Below are 19,734 nucleotides of genomic sequence, written 5' to 3'. Positions count from 1 at the left end.
CGCTCACAGGTCCAGCACGTGCTCGAGGCCGACGGTCAGCCCCGGCCGGGAACGGACCGCGCGCACACCGAGCAGCACGCCGGGCATGAACGACACGCGGTCCATCGAGTCGTGCCGGATCGTGAGTGTCTCCCCCTCGGCGCCGAACAGGATCTCCTCGTGTGCGACGAGCCCGGGCAGGCGCACGGAGTGCACGCGGACGTCGTCGACGTTCGCGCCGCGCGCGCCGGGCCGCTCCGACGTGGTGGCGTCGCTGCCCGGTGCGAGCCCGGCGTCGGCGCGGGCCTGCGAGATCAGCTGCGCCGTGTGCGCGGCCGTGCCGGACGGGGCGTCGGCCTTGCGGTTGTGGTGCAGCTCGATGACCTCGGCGGAGGCGTAGAAACGGGCGGCCTGCTGGGCGAACCGCATCGCCAGCACCGCGCCGAGGGCGAAGTTCGGCGCGATCAGCACGCCGAGGTCGGGCTTGGCGCCGAGCCAGCCGGTGACGGTCTCCAGCCGCTCGTGGTCGAAGCCGGTGGTGCCGACGACCGCGTGGATGTCCGAGTCGATCGCGAAGCGCAGGTTGTCCATCACCGCGTCCGGGTGGGTGAAGTCCACGACCACCTGGGCCTTGGCGTCCACGAGCGCTGCGAGGTCGTCCCCGGCGTCGACGGCGGCGACCAGCTCGAGGTCGGCCGCCCCTTCGACCGCGTTGACGGCCTGCGCGCCCATGCGGCCCCTGGCGCCCAGCACGCCGACCCGGATCAGTTCCTCACTCATGCGATCACCTCGTGCAGTTCCTTCGGCAGGTCGTCGTCGTGAGCGTACGGTCCGACCACGACGGCGGTCGTCGGGCCACCACCGGGCCTGCGCAGCAGCGCACGGGCGAGCGCGGCGACGTCCTCGGCGGTCACCGCGTCGATGCGCGCCACCGTGTCGGTCACGCTCAGGTAGTGGCCGTAGTTGAGCTCGTTCTTGCCGAGCCTCGTCATCCGGGACGCCGTGTCCTCCATGCCGAGCACGAGACCGCCGCGCAGCTGGCCCTTCGCGCGAGCCACCTCGGCCTCGGTCAGCCCATCCTCCGCGACCTCGGCGAGCACCTGGCGGGTCACTGCGGTCACCTCGCCCAGCCGCTCCGGCTGGCAACCGGCATAGACGGCGAGGTGGCCGGTGTCGGCGTAGCTGGCCACCGACGAGTAGACCTGGTAGGCCAGCCCACGCCGTTCCCTGATCTCCTGGAACAGCCGCGAACTCATGCCGCCACCCAGCGCGGCGTTGAGCACCGAGAGCGTGAAGCGGCGTTCGTCGTGCCTGCTCAGCGCGGGCAGGCCGAGCATGACGTGGGCCTGCTCGGTGTCGTCGGAACGCAGCACGAGCTTGCGCGGCGTGCGCACGCGCGCTCTGCCCTGGCGCGGCGCCACCGGGGTGCCCGAACCGGACAGCCGGTCGCGCAACGCCTTGCGTACCAGGCGGAGCACCCGGCCGTGCTCGACGTTGCCCGCCACGGCGAGCACCATCTTCGGCAGCCGGTAGCGGCGCTTGTAGAAGCCGCGCAGCGCGGCGGGCGACATGCCGGTGATCGACGCCTCGGTGCCGAGCACGGAGCGGCCCAGCGCGTGCCCGTCGAGGATCGCCTCCACGAATGTGTCGTGCAGCAGGTCCTCGGGGTCGTCGTCGCGCATGGCGATCTCCTCGAGCACCACGCTCCGCTCGGTGTCCACATCGGAGTCCGCGCAGCGCGCGTCGAACACGACGTCGGTCACCAGGTCGACGGCCAGCGGCAGGTCCTCGTCGAGCACCTGCGCGTAGTAGCAGGTGTGCTCCTTCGCGGTGAAGGCGTTGAACTCGCCGCCCACCGCGTCGATCTCCTCGGCGATCTGAGTCGCGTCCCTGGAGCCGGTTCCCTTGAACAGCAGGTGTTCCAGGTAGTGCGCGGCACCGGCGACGCTGGGCTGCTCGTCGCGCGAGCCGATGCCGACCCACAGTCCGACGGTCGCCGAGCGCACACCCGGAACGCTCTCGGTGACCACCCGCAGCCCTCCCGGCAGCACGGTTCGCCTCACCAGCGAACCGCCCGCACCGTCCGAAACGGACTCGAGGGTGCGGGTACTGCCCACGGGCTGCTCGTGCCCGGGAATCCTTCGTGCCATGGAACCTTTGCTCGCGTCGAGGAACGGCCCGCTTCCCGTGCTCAACCGGGAAACGGGCCGTTCGTCACAGTTGTTCGGCTACCGCGTGGGCCTTACTTGGCGGCGGTGTCCTCGGCCTTCTCCTCGGCCTGCTCGGCCTCGGCCGGCTTGCCGCCCTCGGCCTGCTCCTCCTCGTCGTTGACGAGGACGAGGCTGATCTTGCCGCGGTTGTCGATGTCGGCGATCTCCACGCGGAGCTTGTCGCCGACGTTCACGACGTCCTCGACCTTGGCGATCCGCTTGCCGTTGCCCAGCTTGGAGATGTGCACGAGGCCGTCCTTGCCCGGCAGCAGGGAGACGAACGCGCCGAACGCGGCCGTCTTGACGACCGTGCCGAGGAAGCGCTCGCCGACCTTCGGCAGCTGCGGGTTGGCGATCGCGTTGATCTTGTCGATCGCGGCGGTCGCGGACGGGCCGTCGGCGGCGCCGACGTAGATCGTGCCGTCGTCCTCGATGGAGATGTCGGCGCCGGTCTCCTCGGTGATCGAGTTGATCATCTTGCCCTTCGGGCCGATGACCTCGCCGATCTTGTCGACCGGGATCTTCACGCTGGTCACGCGCGGCGCGTACGGGCTCATCTCGTCCGGCTCGGCGATCGCCTCGGCCATCACCTCGAGGATCGTCAGCCGCGCGTCCTTGGCCTGGTTGAGGGCACCGGCCAGCACGTCGGACGGGATGCCGTCGAGCTTGGTGTCGAGCTGCAGGGCCGTGATGAAGTCCTTGGTGCCCGCGACCTTGAAGTCCATGTCACCGAAGGCGTCCTCGGCGCCGAGGATGTCGGTCAGCGCGACGTACCGCGTCTCGCCGTCCACCTCGTCGGACACCAGGCCCATCGCGATGCCCGCGACCGGCGCCTTGAGCGGCACACCGGCGTTGAACAGGCTCATCGTGGACGCGCAGACCGAGCCCATCGACGTGGAGCCGTTCGAGCCCAGCGCCTCCGACACCTGCCGGATGGCGTAGGGGAACTCGTCCCGCTTCGGCAGCACCGGCACGAGCGCCCGCTCGGCGAGCATGCCGTGGCCGATCTCGCGCCGCTTCGGCGTGCCGACACGGCCCGTCTCGCCCGTGGAGAACGGCGGGAAGTTGTAGTGGTGCAGGTAGCGCTTGGTCGTCTCCGGCGACAGCGTGTCGAGCTGCTGCTCCATGCGGAGCATGTTCAGCGTGGTGACACCCAGGATCTGGGTCTCGCCGCGCTCGAACAGGGCCGAGCCGTGCGCCCTCGGGATCACGGCCACCTCGGCGGCCAGCTGCCGGATGTCGGTGATGCCGCGGCCGTCGATGCGCACCTTGTCCCGCAGGATGCGCTGGCGGATCAGCTTCTTGGTCAGCGCGCGGAACGCGGCACCGACCTCCTTCTCCCGGCCCTCGAAGGCCTCGCCCTCACCGATGCCGACCTTCTCCAGCACGGCGGCCTTGACCTCGTCGGTGGCGTTGTCGCGGTCCTGCTTGCCCGCGATGGCCAGCGCCTTGGTGAGGTCCTCGGTCGCCACGGCGGCGACGGCGTCGTAGGCGTCCTGCTGGTAGGCGGGGAACAGCGGGAAGTCGCCGGTCGGCTTGGCGGCCGCCTCGGCGAGCCGCTGCTGCGCCTCGCACAGCACGCGGATGAACGGCTTGGCCGCGGCCAGGCCCTCGCCCACGACCTGCTCGGTCGGCGCGGTGGCGCCCTCGCCGATCAGGTCGAGCGTGTTCTCGGTGCCCTCGGCCTCGACCATCATGATGGCCACGTCGTCACCCACGATCCGGCCGGCGACAACCATGTTGAAGGTGGCCTTCTCGAGCTGAGCCCAGGTCGGGAACGCGACCCACTGGCCCTCGATCAGCGCGACGCGCACGCCGCCGATCGGACCCGAGAACGGCAGGCCGCCGATCTGGGTCGACGCGGACGCGGCGTTGATCGCGAGCACGTCGTAGGGGTCCTCGGGGTGCAGGCTCTGCACCGTGATGACGATCTGGATCTCGTTGCGCAGTCCGTCCGCGAACGACGGGCGCAGCGGCCGGTCGATCAGGCGGCAGGTCAGGACCGCGTCGGTGGAGGGGCGGCCCTCCCTGCGGAAGAACGCGCCGGGGATACGGCCCGCGGCGTACATGCGCTCCTCGACGTCCACGGTCAGCGGGAAGAAGTCGAAGTGCTCCTTCGGCTGCTTCGAGGCCGTGGTGGCCGAGAGCAGCATGGTCTCGTCGTCCAGGTAGGCGACGACCGAGCCGGCGGCCTGCTTGGCCAGCCTGCCCGTCTCGAAGCGGACCGTGCGCTTGCCGAACCGGCCGTTGTCGATCACGGCTTCCGATTCGTGCACGGTGATGCCGCTTGCTTCTGTCATGGGTGAATTACTCCTCGTATTACCTCTCGGACGGCGTACAGCCCCCACCCGTCGGGGGCGACGCTCGAGGTACGAGGCCGGTCATCGATCGAAGCCCTCGGGGATGTCCCGGGAGCCACTACCGAGGACCGGCTGTGGCGTCCTCGCGCGCGCTGCGTCCGTCCTGTACTTCTCTTGCTTCTTGTACCGAGGGGGAGCGACCCGGCGGGTCACTCCCCCTCGGAGCTCGTCAGCGGCGGAGGCCGAGTCGCTGGATCAGCGACCGGTACCGCTCGACGTCCACCTTCATCACGTAGTTCAGCAGCCGGCGACGACGGCCGACCAGCAGCAACAGGCCGCGACGGGAGTGGTGGTCGTGCTTGTGCACCTTGAGGTGCTCGGTGAGGCCGATGATCCGCTTGGTGAGCAGGGCCACCTGCGCCTCGGGCGATCCGGTGTCGGAGTCGTGCACGCCGTACTCGGACAGGATCTGCTTCTTCTCCTCGGTGGACAGAGCCACTCGCATACTCCTTGGTTATGTGCCGTGTAGGTAAGGACAGTCTCGGCCGCCACGGACCGCAGCCGGACTCAACTATCGAGGGTATCAGGAGGGCTCCCCGTCGACCGGTCGGCCGAGCGGGAACCGCACGACCGTGGTGTAGGCGGGCCCCCGTTCGCCCGGGTCGCTGCGCATGAGCACGGCTTCGTCCGCGATCCACTCCGGACTCCGGTACTCCGCGAGCAGCCGCGCCCACGCCACCAGCACCGCCGGTGCGTGCCCCCTCGCCAGCGTGAGGTGACCGTGGAAGGCCTGTTCGGCTGGAACGCTCTCGCCGGGCCTGACCGCCTCGGCCAGCTCGCCGAGGCCGCTCCCCCGTACCCCTGTCCAGAGTACCCCGCGGAACGTGCCCCCGGCTTCCAGCCGGAGGACCGGGGCCGAGCGGCCGGCCAGCCGCCGCCGAAGCCAGTCCGTCCTGGCCGCGATGTCGTCGAGGCCGTAGAAGCCGAGCGTGACGTGCCAGCTCTCCGGCGCCGCCCAGCGCAGTCTCCGCGAACCGGGCCCCTTCGGGTGCCGGGCCAGCTCCGCCCGCAGCGAGGCCAGCACCTCCTGCGGCGGCACCAGCGCGCTGAACAGGCGCGCGACGCCGGGCTCGCTCACCCCGACTTGCCCGCCCTGCGCAGCAGGTCGGCGATGGCGGGGAAGTCGGCGTCCAGCAACTCGGCGGCGTCGAGGAGGCTCTCGTCCTCCGCGACCTCGCGCAGTGCGGCGAGCACGGTCTGGTCGTCGGGAACCGCCCCCACGGGGAAGTTGTCCCTGCTCACGGTGGGCCGTGCGGTCTTGACGTCCTCGAGCGCGGCCCGGATGGCCTCCTTGCTGCCCGCCGCGACCTCGGGGGTCAGCACCTTGCGCTCGAGCATGATGAGGCGGGACAGCACCACGGGGTTGCCGATCTTGGCGCGGCGACCGCTCATCACCTGGCTCAGCATGGGCGCGCTGATGCCCAGCACCTCCGCGAGATAGGCCTGCGACACGTCGAAGGCGACCACCAGCCTGCGCACCCGGTCACCGAGTGGTTCCCCGTACCACTCACGCTGCAACGCGATGTTGCGCTGGACGATCCTGTGGTCCTCCACTGTCAGCCTGCTCCCCTCGGCACTTCTGTGCAGACCTCGTCGGCGGTTCGTGAAAGCATCTTGCCAGGTCGGGTCCGGCGGCCGGGCCGGAATGGACCAGCCGTTCGCATTTGCACCCGGCCGGGGAGCGGCTCAGGCGATACCGAGCAGCTCCCGCGTGCGGGCCACGTCGTCGCCGATCTGCGCGACGAGCCCCTCGACGCTGTCGAACCTGACCTGCCCGCGCAGGCGGGCGACGAAGTCGAGCGCCACGTGCTGGCCGTAGAAGTCCTCGTCGACGTCGAGCACGAACGCCTCGACGGTGCGCTCCCGTCCCGAGAACGTCGGGTTCGTGCCCACCGACACGGCACCGGGCAGCCTCTCGTCCGGCTTGGTGGAGCGGATGAACCAGCACGCGTACACCCCGTCGGCGGGGATCGCGGCGAAGCGTGGGGCCGACAGGTTCGCCGTGGGATAGCCCAGGTCGTGCCCCCGCCCGTCGCCGCGAACGACGATGCCCTCGAGCCGGTGCGGCCTGCCGAGCGCCTCGGCCGCGGCGGCGACGTCACCGGCGTCGATGCACGAGCGCACGTAGGTGGAGGAGAACGTGATCTCGCCGTCGTCCTGCGCGTCACCGGGCAGCGTCCGACCCTGCAGCTGCGCGCCGTGCGCCACGAAGCCGAACCGCCTGCCGAGCGTGCGCAGGGTCTCGACGTTGCCGGCGGCCTTGTGCCCGAACGTGAAGTTCTCGCCCACGATCACCGCGGCGGCGTGCAGCTTGTCGACGAGGATCTCGTGCACGAACTCGTCGGCGGTCAGCCGCGACAGCTCCGGCGTGAACGGCAGCACGGCGAAGACGTCGACGCCCAGCTCCTCGACCAGCTCGGCCTTGCGCCGCAACGTGGTCAGCTGCGCCGGGTGGCTGCCGGGGCGCAGCACCTCGGACGGATGCGGGTCGAACGTCAGCACCACGCTCGGCACGTCCCGCTGCCGGGCCGCCTCCACGGTCCTGCTGATCAATGCCTGGTGCCCCCGGTGCACCCCGTCGAAGACCCCGATCGTGACGACGCACCGACCCCAGCCACCGGGCAAGTCCGTCAAACCCCGCCAACGCTGCACGGTGCCCACCCTATGCCGGGGCGAGCACGACGACCGGGCGGGTGACGTCCCGCGCGTCGGCGGCGAGCGCGAGCACGTGGCCGCCGGGATCGAACACCCCGTAGGTGCCGGCGATCCCGGCCGCGGGGATGGCCTGCCCGTGCCGCACGGCCCTCGCGGTGGCGGCGTCGACGTCGCGCCGGGGGAATGCCGCGGCGACGGCCTCGTCCAGCGTCAGCGAAAGGCCGGGTTCGGCCTCGATCGACTCCAGCGTGCGCGCGGCCGCGAGCGTGAACGGTCCGACCGTGGTGCGGCGCAGTGCCGCGAGGTGCCCGCCGACGCCCAGCCCGGCACCGAGGTCCCGCGCGAGTGCCCGCACATAGGTGCCGGACGAGCAGTCGATCATCACGTCGAGCTCGATCCGACCGGTCTCCCGGCGCGTGGCGAGCAGGTCGAAGCGGTACACGGTGACGGGGCGCGGCGGGAGGTTCACGTCCTCTCCCGCACGGACCCGCGCGTAGGCGCGCTTGCCGTCGACCTTCACCGCGCTCACCGCGCTGGGCACCTGCTGGATCTCGCCGGTGAGCTCGGCCACCCCCGCCGCGATCGCCTCGTCGGTGACGCTCGCGACCTGCTCGGGAGTGGCCTCGGAGAGCGGCTCGCCCTCGACGTCGTCGGTGGTGGTCGCCGCGCCGAGGGCGAGCGTGGCCAGATAGGTCTTGCGGTCCAGCGCCAGGTGCCCGAGCAGCTTCGTGGCGCGCTCGATGCCGAGCACGAGCACTCCCGTCGCCATCGGGTCGAGTGTGCCGGCGTGGCCGACCTTGCGGGTGCCCATGATGCGGCGGGCCCTGGCGACCACGTCGTGTGACGTCATCCCGCTGGGCTTGTCGACGATCAGCAGGCCGGGAGGCGGAGGAGGCGGTTTGGGCACGGCCGCACACTGTAACGAAACGCCGTCACCTCACGCCGGGGCGGCCACCCGGTCCCGCTGGGGCGCGCGCACGTCCCACGGCCGCCTGCGCAACCGCACGGGCACCGGTTCGCCACGCTCCTGCGCCGCGAAGACCGCCGCCCGCGCCCGCCGGTACCACACGGCCATGCGCCACGTCCCCACCGCGAGCACGGCCACGACCGACAGCAGCGCGATCCGGAAGTTCCCGCCCGTCGCCTCCAGCAGCACCCCGATGAGCAGCGCGGTGACGGTGGTGGCGACGAAGCCGCCGACGTTGACCACCCCGGTCGCCGTGCCAACGCGGGGCAGCGGGTTGTAGTCCCTGGCCAGCGCGAAGCCGATGGTCGAGACCGGACCGCCGAAGGAGAGCACGGCGAACGCGGGCACGAGCAGGCCAAGCGGGATGCGGCCGGGCCAGCTCAGCAGTACCGCCCACGTGGCCGCGGACGCGGCGAGGAAGCCGAGCACGATCGGCATGCGGGCCTCGGGCCTGCGGCCGATGAGCCCGCCCACGAGCGGCCCGCCGATCATCGAGCCTGCGACGAACACCACGAGCAGCGAGCTCGCCGTGGTGGCGGCGTAGCCCTGCCCCTGCACCAGGAACGGCACACCCCACAGCAACACGAGCACGTTCTGGCTGAACATCGTGGAGAAGTGCGTCCAGAAGCCGAGCCGGGTGCCGGGTACCCGCAGCGCCGTGAGGACCTGCCCGCCGACCTCGCGCATCGAGACGGCCTCGGACTCGGTGGTGCGCGCGACCGGGCTGTCGTGGACGCGGCACTGGACGACGGCGACGAACAGCACGGTCACGAGCCCGGCGGCGAGGAACGTCGGCAGCCAGCCCGGACCGGCGAGCAGCAGCGTCAGCGGCAGCGTCGCGGCGAGGTTGCCCAGGAAGCCCAGCGCGCTGGTGAACGCCGTGACGAGCATGTACTGGCGGGCGGGAAAGTGGTTGGCGGCGAGGCGGAGCACGGAGACGAACGTGAGCGCGTCGCCGACGCCGAGCACGCCGCGGGCGAGCAGCCCGAGCGCGTAGGTGTGGGCGACGGCGAGCAGGATCTGCCCCGATCCGAGGAACAGCAGCGCTGCCGTCAGTACGGCGCGCGGTCCGAACCGGTCGACGAGCACTCCGGTGGGGATCTGCATGGCGGCGTAGACGCCGACCTGCAGGACGGTGAAGGTGCCGAGTGCGGCGGCGCCGACGCCGAAGCGGTCGGCGGCCTCGAGTCCCGCGACCCCGAGCGAGGTGCGGTGGAAGACGGCGAGGATGTAGACGAAGGCGGCGGTCAACCAGATCAGCCACGACCGCGCGCTGGCTCGCGCGGCCGCCGGACTCCGGGACGGCAAGAAACCCCCTTGGTGTTCGTGATCACGGACAGGCGAAAGGGACGGATGCCGTCCCAGTTACTGGTATCGGCTAACCAATGGCCGTTCATACCGTCCCGCGCGGTGCGATTGGCCACACTCACACGCGCACCGCGCCCTCGACGGCCCAGTTGCCAGAGCGCCAGCGCACGAGCACGAACCCGAGCCGCAGCAGCATGAACAGCGACAGGCCCGACCAGATCCCGACGAGTCCCCAGCCGAAGCCGAGCGAGGCCCAGATCAGCGGGAGGAAGCCGAGGATCGCGCTGGCGAGCGTGGCGTTGCGCAGGAACGCGGCGTCTCCCGCGCCGAGCAGGACGCCGTCGAGCGCGAACACCACGCCGGCGACGGGCTGCAGCGCCACGAAGAACCACCACGCACCGGGCATCTCGCCGAGCACGCCGGGATCAGACGTGAAGGCGTGTGGCAGGACCTGCGACAGGGCCGCGAAGACCACGCACAGCGCGCAGCCGAGAATCAGCCCGTACAGCGTGATCTGCGCGGCCACGCCCCGCGCCTTGCGCCCGGAGCCCGCGCCGAGCGCGGCGCCGACGAGCGACTGCGCGGCGATCGCCACCGAGTCGAGCACGAGCGACAGGAACGTCCACAGCTGCAGCACCACCTGGTGGGCGCCGACGGCCTCGGTGGACGTGCGGGCCGCGACCGTGGCCGCGGACAGGAAGCACGCCTGGAAGCCGAGGCTGCGCAGCACGAGGTCGCGGCCGAGCTTGAGCTGCGCCCACATCACCGACGGGCGCGGGCGCAGCCTGGCCCGTTCCCGCGCCAGCGCCCCGAGGAACAGCGCGCCGGAGACGGTCTGCGCCACGACGTTCGCGACGGCCGAACCCTCGAGGCCCATGCCGGCGGGGTAGACGAGCAGCGGGCACAACACGGCGGAGAGGCCGTTGCCCGCGAGGACGTAGCGCAGCGGCCGCACGGCGTCCTGCACGCCGCGCATCCAGCCGTTGCCCGCCATCGTCACGAGGATCATCGGCGTGCCGCAGAGCGCGATCCGCAGCCACGAGACGGCCTCGGCGGTGATCGCCTCGTCGCCCGACATCGCGCGCGCGACCGGTTCGGCCAGCAGCTGGCCGAGCCCCAGGATCACGCAGCCGACCGCGAGCGCGAGCCACGTCGCCTGCACGCCCTCCTCGACCGCCTCGGCGCGGCGCCCCGCCCCGTGCAGCCGCGCCGTGCGGGCCGTGGTGCCGTAGGACAGGAACGTCAGCTGCGTGGAGACCAGTGACAGCAGCACGCCCCCGAGCGCGAGCCCGGCCAGCGGCAGCGCGCCGAGATGCCCGACGACAGCCGTGTCCACGAGCACGTACAGCGGCTCGGCGGCCAGCACCCCGAGCGCGGGGACGGCGAGCCCGAATACCTTGCGCGCGGGGACGCGTTCGTCGAGCGTGCTTGCCACGCGCCGAGCGTAGCCAGTGGGTACGACAACCGGTCATCCGACAGATGCCGTGCCGGTAGCGCCGTTCCTACCGTCACGGGCATGAACGAACCGAGGACGATCCTGGTGAGCGGCGCGACCGGCACCGTGGGGCGGCACGTGACCGCCGGGCTGACGAGCCGAGGCGTGCGCGTGCGCGCCCTGACTCGCGACCCCGCCGCGGCGGACCTGCCCGCCGGCGTCGAGGCCGTGCCGGGCAGCCCGTTCGACCCGGCGGGGCTGGAACCGTGGCTGGACGGCGTGTCCGGGGTCTTCCTCATGCTGCCCCGCTTCGCCGACATCGCCGCCGTGCGCGAGACCGTCCGCGTCATCGCGCGGCACGCCGAGCACGTGGTCTTCCTGTCGTCGGGCGCGGTGCGGGACGGCGTCCCCGCGACCGGGCAGAGCGGTGCCATCGCCCGGGCGCACGCCGAGGTGGAGGAGGCGATCCGGGACTCCGGGATCGCGTGGACGTTCCTGCGCCCGTACCGGTTCGCGGCCAACACCCTGCACTGGGGTGAGGCCATCCGGGCCGGTGCGCCGGTGCCGGTGGTCCTGCCGCACGTACCGGTCACGCTCCTGGACGAACGCGACATCGCCGCCGTCGCCGTCCACGCGCTCACCGAGGACGGTCACGCCGGCGCCCGCTACGAGCTCACCGGTCCCGAGCCGCTGACGCCCGTGCGGCAGCTGGCGATCATCGGCGAGGTCACCGGGCGCCGCATCGCCTGGACAGAGCGGCCGGCCGAGGACTGGATCCGCACGGTCCTCGGCCGGGCCGCCACCGACGCCGAGGTGGCCGGCATGCGCGCGAGCATCGAGGACTCGGCGTCGTCGGTCACCGACACGATCACACGGGTCACCGGCAGGCCCGCGCGCACGTTTCGCGAGTGGGTGTCCGAGCACACGCACGAGCTCACCGGCCCACTGCCGGAGTTGAGGCGGGACGACGCGGGCTTCGTCCTGGCCAGCACCTGGCGGGTCGCGGACCCGGCGCGGCAGCGCGCGGCCGCGGCCGCCGCGCTCGACGACTGGCGCGACCGGCCGTGGCCGCCAGGGCTGCTCGCCCACAGCGTGCTGCTCGGCACGGACGGCCACACCCTGCTCCACTATTCGCAGTGGACGGACTCCGGCGCCGTCGAGGCCTTCCGTCGCGCTGGCCGGACGCGCCGCAACGACGACATCGACGCCGTCGTGTCCGGCATCGAGCGCCTCACGGCGACCGGCTACCGGCGCTACCGCAGCGCCGTGCCCGACCGCCCGATCGAACCCGGGATGGTGGTGCTCGTATCGTTCGCGACCGAATCGGCCGCGGTCGGCGCGCGATTCGTCGATGCGCTGCTGACCCGGCATCCCGTAAACACCGGTGAGCGGCCTCCGGACGGCATGGGCGGCAACCACTTCCACCTCGCGGTCGACGGCAGCCGCGTGCTCAACTACGCCGAGTTCACCGACGAGGCGGCACATCAGCGGGTCGTGGACACCCGACTCCGCGCCGGCGACGACGTCCCCGGACTGATCGCGGGCACACCGGGGCTTACGCCACTCGGATTCGAGCGGTTCCTGCCCTACGGCACCCGGTACGGACGCGGCTGAGCCCGCCACGCTCGCGCGTCCCCGCCCTGCCCGGGCGGGGACGCCGCGGGTCGCTGGCTAGTCTCTATCCGATGCCCGAGTACGCGATCCTGATCCTGCCGTCGGCCAACCGCGTCTACACCGAGACGTCGAGCCGCCTGCTGTGCGCCGAGCTGACCGTGTTCGGCGAGACGGTGGTCTCGACGGACGTGGCCGACGTCGGCGTGCGCACGATCGGCGGCGCCGACTACGTCACGTTCACCACCTCCTCGGCGCTGACGGGGGACGACGTCGCGGCGCTGTCGAACCTGTCGTCGGCCTACGTGCTGTTTGAGGTCGCGGGCGAACTGCTGCGGCCGCTGGCGCTGGCCCCGCGCGACCGGTTCGACTCCGACCTGCTGACGATCCAGAAGTACACGGGCAAGACCAACGAGCTGTTCACCAAGCTGCTGCTCAACCTCACCGTGCTCGCCACGGACCGTCCTCGCGCGCTGCTCGACGGGCGCCTGCACGTGCTGGATCCCTTGTGCGGCAGGGGAACCACGCTCAACCAGGCGATGATGTACGGCTACGACGCCACGGGCCTCGACGTCGACGGCAAGGACTTCGACGCCTACCAGCAGTTCATCAAGACCTGGCTGCGCACCAAGCGGATCAAGCACACCGCCGACGCGACCTCCTTGCGCCGCAACAAGGTCCGCCTCGGCAGGCGGCTCGACATCTCCTACGCCGCCACCAAGGAGGAGTACAAGGCGGGCGATACGCGCACGCTCACCTACCTCAGCTGCGACACGCTGCACACCGACGAGCTGCTACGCCGCGGCTCGGCCGACGTGGTGGTCACCGACGCGCCCTACGGCGTGCAGCACGGCAGCCGGACCCAGGACGCGGGCCTGGCGCGGAGCCCGAGGGACCTGCTCGCCGCGGCCGTGCCGGTCTGGACCAGGGTGCTGCGCACCGGCGGCGCACTGGGCATCTCGTGGAACACGCACGTGATCACGCGCGACGAACTGGCGGCGATCCTCACCAAGGCGGGGCTCACGGTGCGCGAGGGCGGCCCGTTCGATGGCCTGGCCCACCGCGTGGACCAGGCCATCGTCCGCGACGTGCTGATCGCGCGGAAGTGACGGGTGATCGCCCCCAGGGCACGCTGGTAGCGCACTGGGTCGCGGCGGTGGCCGGAGACGGGCGGGCGCGACCAGAGTGCCCCTGTGGGCGGTGTCAGTCCTCCACGTGCGCGACGCCGGGCCTGCCCGCCTCGACGTAGACGCTCGCTCGCGTGGTGACCGGCGCGCCGGGTGTGGTCACCTGGCCGAGCACGCGGTAGTCGGTGCGCAGCCGGCCCGGGGTCAGCTCGCAGCGCATGTACCCGCGCTGGGCGTTGTGGAAGCGCATGTGCGGGTTCTCCCGCAGCCAGGTGTGGCCGAGCGTGTCCATGTCCTGGCCGTTGCCGCCGGAGCTGACCGACGTGCCGAGGAATTCGGTGCCCACGGCGGGCGCGTCGGGGTCGTCGAAGTCGACCTTCAGGTCGGCGGCGACGCTGCGGTGGGCGTCGCCGGTGAGCACGACGAAGTTGTCGACCTTCCGGCGCCGCACCCCGTCCAGGAGGTCGCGCCGTGCCGCCGCGTAACCGTCCCAGGTGTCCATGCCGAAGCCCCGCTCCTCGCCGTCGAGGTGGTCGGCCTGCATCATGAACACCTGGTTGCCGAGGAGGTTCCACGTCGCGCGCGAGCGCTCGAGGCCGCGCAGCACCCAAGCCTCCTGCTCCTCACCGAGCATCGTGCGCGTGGGGTCGAGCCGGTCGGCGCAGCCGCTGCGCAGGCCGTCACCGCACGCCTGGTCGTCGCGGTACTGGCGGGTGTCGACCATGGTGAACTCGGCGAGCCTGCCGTAGGGCACCCGGCGGTGGAGCCGCATGTCCGGCCCGTGCGGGCGCTGCACGCGGCGCAACGGCTGGTTCTCGTAGTAGGCCTGAAACGCAGCCGCCCTGCGCTGCAGGAACACCGCGGGATCCTGGTCCGGCTCGGTGTCGGCCTGAGAGACGTCGCCGGCCCAGTTGTTCTCCACCTCGTGGTCGTCGAGCACCACGAGCCACGGGGCGGCCGCGTGCGCGGCCTTGAGGTCGGTGTCGCTCTTGTACTGGCCGTAGCGGATCCGGTAGTCGGTGAGCGAGAACGTCTCGGCCGCGGGCAGGTGGCCCCGGCCGATGCTGCCCTGGCCGCCGCCCTCGTAGATGTAGTCGCCGAGGTGCAGCACCAGGTCCAGGTCCTCCTCCGCCAGGTGCCGGTAGGCGGTGTAGTAGCCGTCCGGATAGCTCTGGCAGCTCACGACGCCGAAGGCGAGCGACGAGAGCGCGGCGCCGGCCCACGGCGCGGTCCTCGTGCGCCCGACCGGGCTCAGCTCGCCGCCCGCGCGGAAGCGGTACCAGTACTCGCGGTCGGGGCGCAGTCCCTCGGCCTCGACGTGCACCGAGTGCGCGAGCTCCGGCGACGCCTGCTGTGTCCCGGCGCGCACCACGCGGCGGAAGCGCGGGTCCTCGGCGATCTGCCACGCGACGTTGACGGCCTTACCTGGCATGCCGCCCGTTCCGTCCTCGGCCACCGGGTCGGGCGCGAGCCGGGTCCACAGCACGACACCCGAGGACGTGGGCTCCCCCGAGGCGACGCCCAGCGCGAACGGGTCCTCCCGGAACCGCGGGGTCGCCCACACCGGGCCCGAGGACGCCCCGGCCACGGCGAGCGCCGTGGCGAGCGTGCCACCGCCCGCGAGTGCCAGGAAGCGCCGACGGTCGAAGTCCGATTTCTCAGCCATGTCTCTCCCTCTGCCGTGGCGGATCCGGCTCATCCAGCCAGGGCAGGGCAACGCGAAGACCAGCGCCGCCGGAACGGGACGTGACGCGGCGGCCAACCTTCGGCGCCGTCGGCACGGACGAGAAGCGGGCAGCCGTGGTGCATCACGCTCCCGCGGTGAAGGCCACCTTCACTGCGTGGAATCGGGCACAGCGGCGCGCAGCGTCTCCGTCCGGGCGGTGGAGGGAGGCGGGCGGGCGCAGGCAAGGCGGCCTTCACTGCACGGCGGCCCGGGAGCGAGGCGGGGCTCGCTACTCGTCCTCGGCCTTCTCCTCGCGGGGAACGCGGTAGGGGTCGGCATCGCCCGCGGGCTTCGCGCCGGTCGCCTGGCGCGCGACCTCGGCGTCGGCCTCGCGGGCCCTGGCGAGCAGCTCGTCGATGTGGCGCGCGTCGGCGGGCACGTTGTCGGGAACGAACGTCAGCGTCGGCGTGTAGCGCACGCCGGTGCCCTGCCCGACCTTGGTCCGCAGGACGCCGCGGGCGGACTCGAGCGCCGCCGCAGCACCGGCGAAGTCCGGCGCGGAGTCGAGGTTCTCGCCGAGCACCGTGTAGTAGACGGTGGCGTCCCTCAGGTCACCGGTGATCTTGGCGTCGGTGACGGTCACGTTGCCGAGACGCGGGTCCTTGACCTCGTGCTCGAGCGCGGACGCGACGATCTGCGCGATCCGCTTGGCCAGCCTCCGTGCGCGAGCCTGATCGGCCACGACGCACCCCCTTACTCGTTTCGCAAACCAGCCACTAGTCGTCATCCGGGCCGAGCAGCCGGCGGCGGGCCGACAGCAGCTCCAGCTCGGGTCGTGCCGCGACGAAGCGTTCACACGCGTCGAGCACGTCTCTCACATGCTCGCCGTCCGCCGCCACGACGGCCACTCCAACCAGCGCGCGCCGGTGGAGATCGAGGTGGCCCGCCTCGGCCACGGACACGTCGAAGCGCTTGCGCACGTCGGCGAGCAGCGGCCGCAGGGCGGACCGCTTCTGCTTCAGCGACCGGATGTCGCCGAGCAGCACATCAAGCTCAAGGGAACCCACGAACACCGGTCGTCACCCCTCGCACGAGAGACCGCTGGGCGGGGACTCGCGTCCCCGCCCAGCCGATCCGTCCACGTCACTCGCGCGGCTTCTCGCGCTGCTCGTAGGTCTCGATCACGTCGTCGACCTTGATGTCCGAGAACCTGCCGAGCGTCAGACCGCACTCGTAGCCGTCCCGGACCTCCACCACGTCGTCCTTGAACCGGCGCAGCGAGTTGACCGGCAGGTCCTGGGCCACCACGACGTTGTCGCGGAGCAGGCGCGCCTTGGCGTTGCGCCTGATCTGGCCCGAGACGACGAGGCAACCGGCGATCGTGCCGTGCTTGGAGGACTTGAAGACCTCGCGAACCTCGGCGCGGCCGAGCTCGACCTCCTCGTACTCCGGCTTGAGCATGCCCTTGAGGGCCTGCTCGATCTCCTCGATCGCCTGGTAGATCACCGTGTAGTACCGGACGTCGACGCCCTCGCGGGTGGCCCGCTCGGTCGCCTTGCCCTGTGCCCGCACGTTGAACCCGAGGACGATCGCGTCGGAGGCCGTCGCGAGGTCGATGTCGCTCTCCGTGACGCCACCAACGCCGCGGTGGACGACGTTGAGCTCGACCTCGTCACCCACGTCGATCTGCATGAGCGACGCCTCGAGGGCCTCGACGGTACCCGAGTTGTCACCCTTGATGATGAGGTTGAGGGTGTTGGTCTCCTTCAGCGCGGAGTCCAGGTCCTCCAGGCTGACGCGCTTGCGCTTGGCCGCGTTCTCCGCGTTGCGGATGCGGGCCTGGCGGCGCTCGGCGATCTGCCGGGCCACCCGGTCCTCCTCCACCACGAGGAACGTGTCACCGGCGCGCGGCACCGAAGTGAAGCCGATGACCTGCACCGGACGCGACGGCGTCGCCTCGGTGACGTCGCGGTTGTACTCGTCGACCATGCGGCGCACACGGCCGTAGGCGTCGCCGGCGACCACGGAGTCGCCCATGCGCAGCGTGCCGCGCTGGACCAGCACCGTCGCCACCGGACCGCGCCCGCGGTCGAGGTGCGCCTCGATCGCGACACCCTGGGCCTCCATGTCCGGGTTGGCCCTGAGGTCCAGCGCCGCGTCGGCCGTCAGCAGGATCGCCTCGAGTAGCCCGTCGATGTTGATGTTCTCGCGCGCCGAGATGTCGACGAACATCGTGTCGCCGCCGTACTCCTCGGCAATGAGGTTGTACTCGGTGAGCTGCTGCCGGATCTTCTGAGGGTTCGCACCCTCCTTGTCGATCTTGTTGACCGCGACCACGATCGGCGCCTTGGCGGCCTGCGCGTGGTTGATGGCCTCCACCGTCTGCGGCATGACGCCGTCGTCGGCGGCGACCACGATCACCGCGATGTCGGTGGCCTGCGCACCGCGGGCACGCATGGCGGTGAACGCCTCGTGACCAGGGGTGTCGATGAAGGTGATGAGCCGGGGGTCGCCCTCCAGCTCGGTCTCCACCTGGTAGGCACCGATGTGCTGGGTGATGCCACCGGCCTCGCCCTCGTGGACCTTCGTCTTCCGGATCGTGTCCAGCAGGCGGGTCTTACCGTGGTCGACGTGACCCATGACGGTCACTACCGGCGGCCGGACCTGCAGGTCCTCCTCGTCACCGGCGTCCTCGCCGTAGGTGATGTCGAAGGCCTCGAGCAGCTCGCGGTCCTCCTCCTCGGGGCTGACCACCTGGACGTTGTAGTTCATCTCCGTGCCGAGCAGCTCGAGCACGTCCTCGGAGACGGACTGTGTCGCGGTGACCATCTCGCCGAGGTGGAACAACACCTGCACCAGCGAGGCCGGGTTGGCGTCGATCTTCTCCGCGAAGTCGGTCAGCGAGGCACCCCGCGGCAGCCGGATCGTCTCGCCGTTGCCCTTGGGCAGGCGGACGCCACCGACGCTCGGCGCCTGCATGTTCTCCATGTACTCCTGGCGCTTCTGCCGCTTCGACTTGCGGCCCTTGCGCGAGGGACCACCGGGACGGCCGAACGCGCCGGCCGCGCCACCGCGGCCACCGGGCCCGCCACGGCCACCGGGACCGCCGCGGAAACCGCCGCCACCGCCACCGCCGGCGGGAGCGCCACCGGGGCCGCCGCGGAAACCGCCGCCGCCACCGCCGCCACCGCCGCGGAAGCCGCCACCGCCGCCGCCACCACCGCGGGGTCCGCCGCGGCCGGCACCGGCGCCACCGCCGGGTCCACCACGGCCACCGGGGCCACCGCGGCCACCGGGACCGCCCGCGGGACGGGCGGGACGAGTCGGCATCATGCCGGGGTTCGGGCGCGGCGGCATGCTGCCGGGGCTCGGCCGGTTGCCACCGGGAGCACCGCCACGAGGGCCGCCCGCCGGGCGGTCGCCGCCGGGACGCGGGCCACGCTCACCCTGCTGGCCTCCGCCGGGACGCGGCGGGGCCGGGCGCGGAGCCGGCGAACCGGAGCCGACGCCGAACGGGTTGTTGCCCACCCTGGGCGGCCTCGGGCCCGGCTTCGGACCGGGCTTGGGGCCCTGCGGCTTCGGCGGAACGACCGAGCCGCCGGAGGGCTGCTGCTGTTGCTGCTGGGGCTCCTGCCTGGGCGGAGCCGCCTTCGCCGCCGGGGCCTGCTCTTCCGGGCGCTGGGCCGGAGGCTTCGGGCCCGGCTTGGGACCCGGCTTCGGAGCCGGGGGCCCTGGGCGCGCCTGCTGCTGCGGCCCGGACGGCTTCGCGGCGGGCGCGGAGCCGTTCCCACCGGCAGCGGACGACCGCCCACCGCGGCCACCCTTGCCTTCCCTGGCGGCGAACGCGTCGCGCAGCCGACGGGCGACGGGCGCCTCGACGGTGGACGACGCTGACTTCACGAACTCGCCCTGCTCCTTCAGCTTGGCGAGTACTTCCTTGCTCGTGACACCGAGCTCTTTCGCGAGCTCATGCACGCGGGCCTTGCCTGCCACTGCTCTCCTCAACTGATGAGGTCTGACAGGCAGCACCCGCAGACCTCGTCCTATCGTCGCGCGTTCATGGCTTCAGCTTCACGGCTGACTCATGACGGGTCGACCTGCTTCCTTGTTCCGACTCGGACCCGGGAAGGTCCCGTGTCCTCACTCTTCGCGAACCGCTCCAGGTGTTGCCGCAGGCCCTCGGCCTCGAGCGGCCCCTGGACCCTGAGGGCCCTGGGAAACGCCCGCCGCCGTTCGGCCTTGGCGAGACACCCCGGATCGAGATGCAACCAAGCACCGCGTCCCGGGAGGCGCCGACGTTCGTCGACGACCAGTGCCCCGTCCACCGCGACCACGCGCAGCAGCTCGCTGATCAACGCCCGCCGTCGACACCCCACACAGGTACGGATCGGTGTCTCTCCGTGACCCTGGCGTGCG

At 71.9% G+C, this 19,734-nt stretch carries 17 protein-coding genes; 2 read left to right on the top strand and 15 right to left on the bottom strand.

All coding sequences use genetic code 11. From position 1 onward, the window contains the following. Window positions 1-3 precede the first annotated feature (3 nt). The 10 genes from dapB to FCN18_RS31590 form a co-directional block, all read right to left on the bottom strand. The gene (dapB, locus tag FCN18_RS31635) at window positions 4-759 is read right to left on the bottom strand and encodes a 4-hydroxy-tetrahydrodipicolinate reductase (protein ID WP_113643946.1); all 756 of its coding nucleotides are present in this window, start codon (window positions 757-759) and stop codon (window positions 4-6) included. Further along, window positions 756-2,129, bottom strand: coding sequence for a M16 family metallopeptidase (locus FCN18_RS31630; RefSeq protein ID WP_137096797.1), 1,374 nt, complete (start codon window positions 2,127-2,129; stop codon window positions 756-758). The genes dapB and FCN18_RS31630 overlap by 4 nt, the downstream gene beginning before the upstream one ends. Before the next feature lie 92 nt (window positions 2,130-2,221). Beyond that, complete coding sequence (locus tag FCN18_RS31625; protein WP_112267236.1) at window positions 2,222-4,489, bottom strand: polyribonucleotide nucleotidyltransferase; 2,268 nt, start codon at window positions 4,487-4,489, stop codon at window positions 2,222-2,224. Between the two features lie 229 nt (window positions 4,490-4,718). Next, window positions 4,719-4,988: a 30S ribosomal protein S15 gene (gene rpsO, locus FCN18_RS31620; protein WP_110338799.1), complete on the bottom strand. Its 270-nt coding sequence runs from the start codon at window positions 4,986-4,988 to the stop codon at window positions 4,719-4,721. Between the two features lie 84 nt (window positions 4,989-5,072). Continuing rightward, window positions 5,073-5,627, bottom strand: coding sequence for a 2'-5' RNA ligase family protein (locus tag FCN18_RS31615; protein ID WP_112267237.1), 555 nt, complete (start codon window positions 5,625-5,627; stop codon window positions 5,073-5,075). After that, window positions 5,624-6,103: a helix-turn-helix domain-containing protein gene (locus FCN18_RS31610; RefSeq protein ID WP_112267239.1), complete on the bottom strand. Its 480-nt coding sequence runs from the start codon at window positions 6,101-6,103 to the stop codon at window positions 5,624-5,626. Before FCN18_RS31610 ends, FCN18_RS31615 begins: the two co-directional genes overlap by 4 nt. A gap of 132 nt (window positions 6,104-6,235) precedes the next feature. Continuing rightward, complete coding sequence (locus FCN18_RS31605; RefSeq protein ID WP_112268264.1) at window positions 6,236-7,201, bottom strand: bifunctional riboflavin kinase/FAD synthetase; 966 nt, start codon at window positions 7,199-7,201, stop codon at window positions 6,236-6,238. A 10-nt stretch (window positions 7,202-7,211) separates the two neighbouring features. Beyond that, a complete protein-coding gene (gene truB, locus FCN18_RS31600; RefSeq protein ID WP_228714232.1) occupies window positions 7,212-8,111 on the bottom strand; it encodes a tRNA pseudouridine(55) synthase TruB in 900 nt (299 codons plus the stop codon). Between the two features lie 30 nt (window positions 8,112-8,141). Then, entirely contained in the window at window positions 8,142-9,479 is a 1,338-nt protein-coding gene (locus tag FCN18_RS31595) for an MFS transporter (protein WP_137096796.1), read from the bottom strand. Between the two features lie 118 nt (window positions 9,480-9,597). Then, a complete protein-coding gene (locus FCN18_RS31590) occupies window positions 9,598-10,914 on the bottom strand; it encodes an MATE family efflux transporter (RefSeq protein ID WP_112267243.1) in 1,317 nt (438 codons plus the stop codon). 81 nt (window positions 10,915-10,995) lie between these two features. Here FCN18_RS31590 and FCN18_RS31585 point away from each other — a divergent pair, with 81 nt between their 5' ends. Then, complete coding sequence (locus FCN18_RS31585) at window positions 10,996-12,528, top strand: NAD(P)H-binding protein (protein ID WP_137096795.1); 1,533 nt, start codon at window positions 10,996-10,998, stop codon at window positions 12,526-12,528. Between the two features lie 71 nt (window positions 12,529-12,599). Then, window positions 12,600-13,634 carry a TRM11 family SAM-dependent methyltransferase gene (locus tag FCN18_RS31580; RefSeq protein WP_113643943.1) on the top strand — a complete coding sequence of 345 codons (1,035 nt, stop codon included), beginning with the start codon at window positions 12,600-12,602 and terminating at the stop codon, window positions 13,632-13,634. A 94-nt stretch (window positions 13,635-13,728) separates the two neighbouring features. On the opposite strand, the gene FCN18_RS31575 is transcribed toward FCN18_RS31580, so the two are convergent. The 5 genes from FCN18_RS31575 to FCN18_RS31555 form a co-directional block, all read right to left on the bottom strand. Then, window positions 13,729-15,318, bottom strand: a complete 1,590-nt coding sequence (locus tag FCN18_RS31575; RefSeq protein ID WP_137096794.1) for an alkaline phosphatase D family protein — start codon at window positions 15,316-15,318, stop codon at window positions 13,729-13,731. A gap of 289 nt (window positions 15,319-15,607) precedes the next feature. After that, window positions 15,608-16,060: a 30S ribosome-binding factor RbfA gene (gene rbfA, locus FCN18_RS31570; protein ID WP_112267251.1), complete on the bottom strand. Its 453-nt coding sequence runs from the start codon at window positions 16,058-16,060 to the stop codon at window positions 15,608-15,610. 34 nt (window positions 16,061-16,094) lie between these two features. Beyond that, the gene (locus FCN18_RS31565; protein WP_112267253.1) at window positions 16,095-16,391 is read right to left on the bottom strand and encodes a DUF503 domain-containing protein; all 297 of its coding nucleotides are present in this window, start codon (window positions 16,389-16,391) and stop codon (window positions 16,095-16,097) included. 70 nt (window positions 16,392-16,461) lie between these two features. Continuing rightward, entirely contained in the window at window positions 16,462-19,311 is a 2,850-nt protein-coding gene (infB, locus tag FCN18_RS31560; RefSeq protein WP_112267255.1) for a translation initiation factor IF-2, read from the bottom strand. 89 nt (window positions 19,312-19,400) lie between these two features. Beyond that, complete coding sequence (locus tag FCN18_RS31555; protein ID WP_233520324.1) at window positions 19,401-19,643, bottom strand: YlxR family protein; 243 nt, start codon at window positions 19,641-19,643, stop codon at window positions 19,401-19,403. Window positions 19,644-19,734: the final 91 nt, after the last annotated feature.

This window comes from Prauserella endophytica (assembly GCF_005146945.1).
Classification (GTDB): Bacteria; Actinomycetota; Actinomycetes; order Mycobacteriales; family Pseudonocardiaceae; genus Prauserella_A; species Prauserella_A endophytica.
This window is presented reverse-complemented; position numbering and strand designations above follow the sequence as displayed.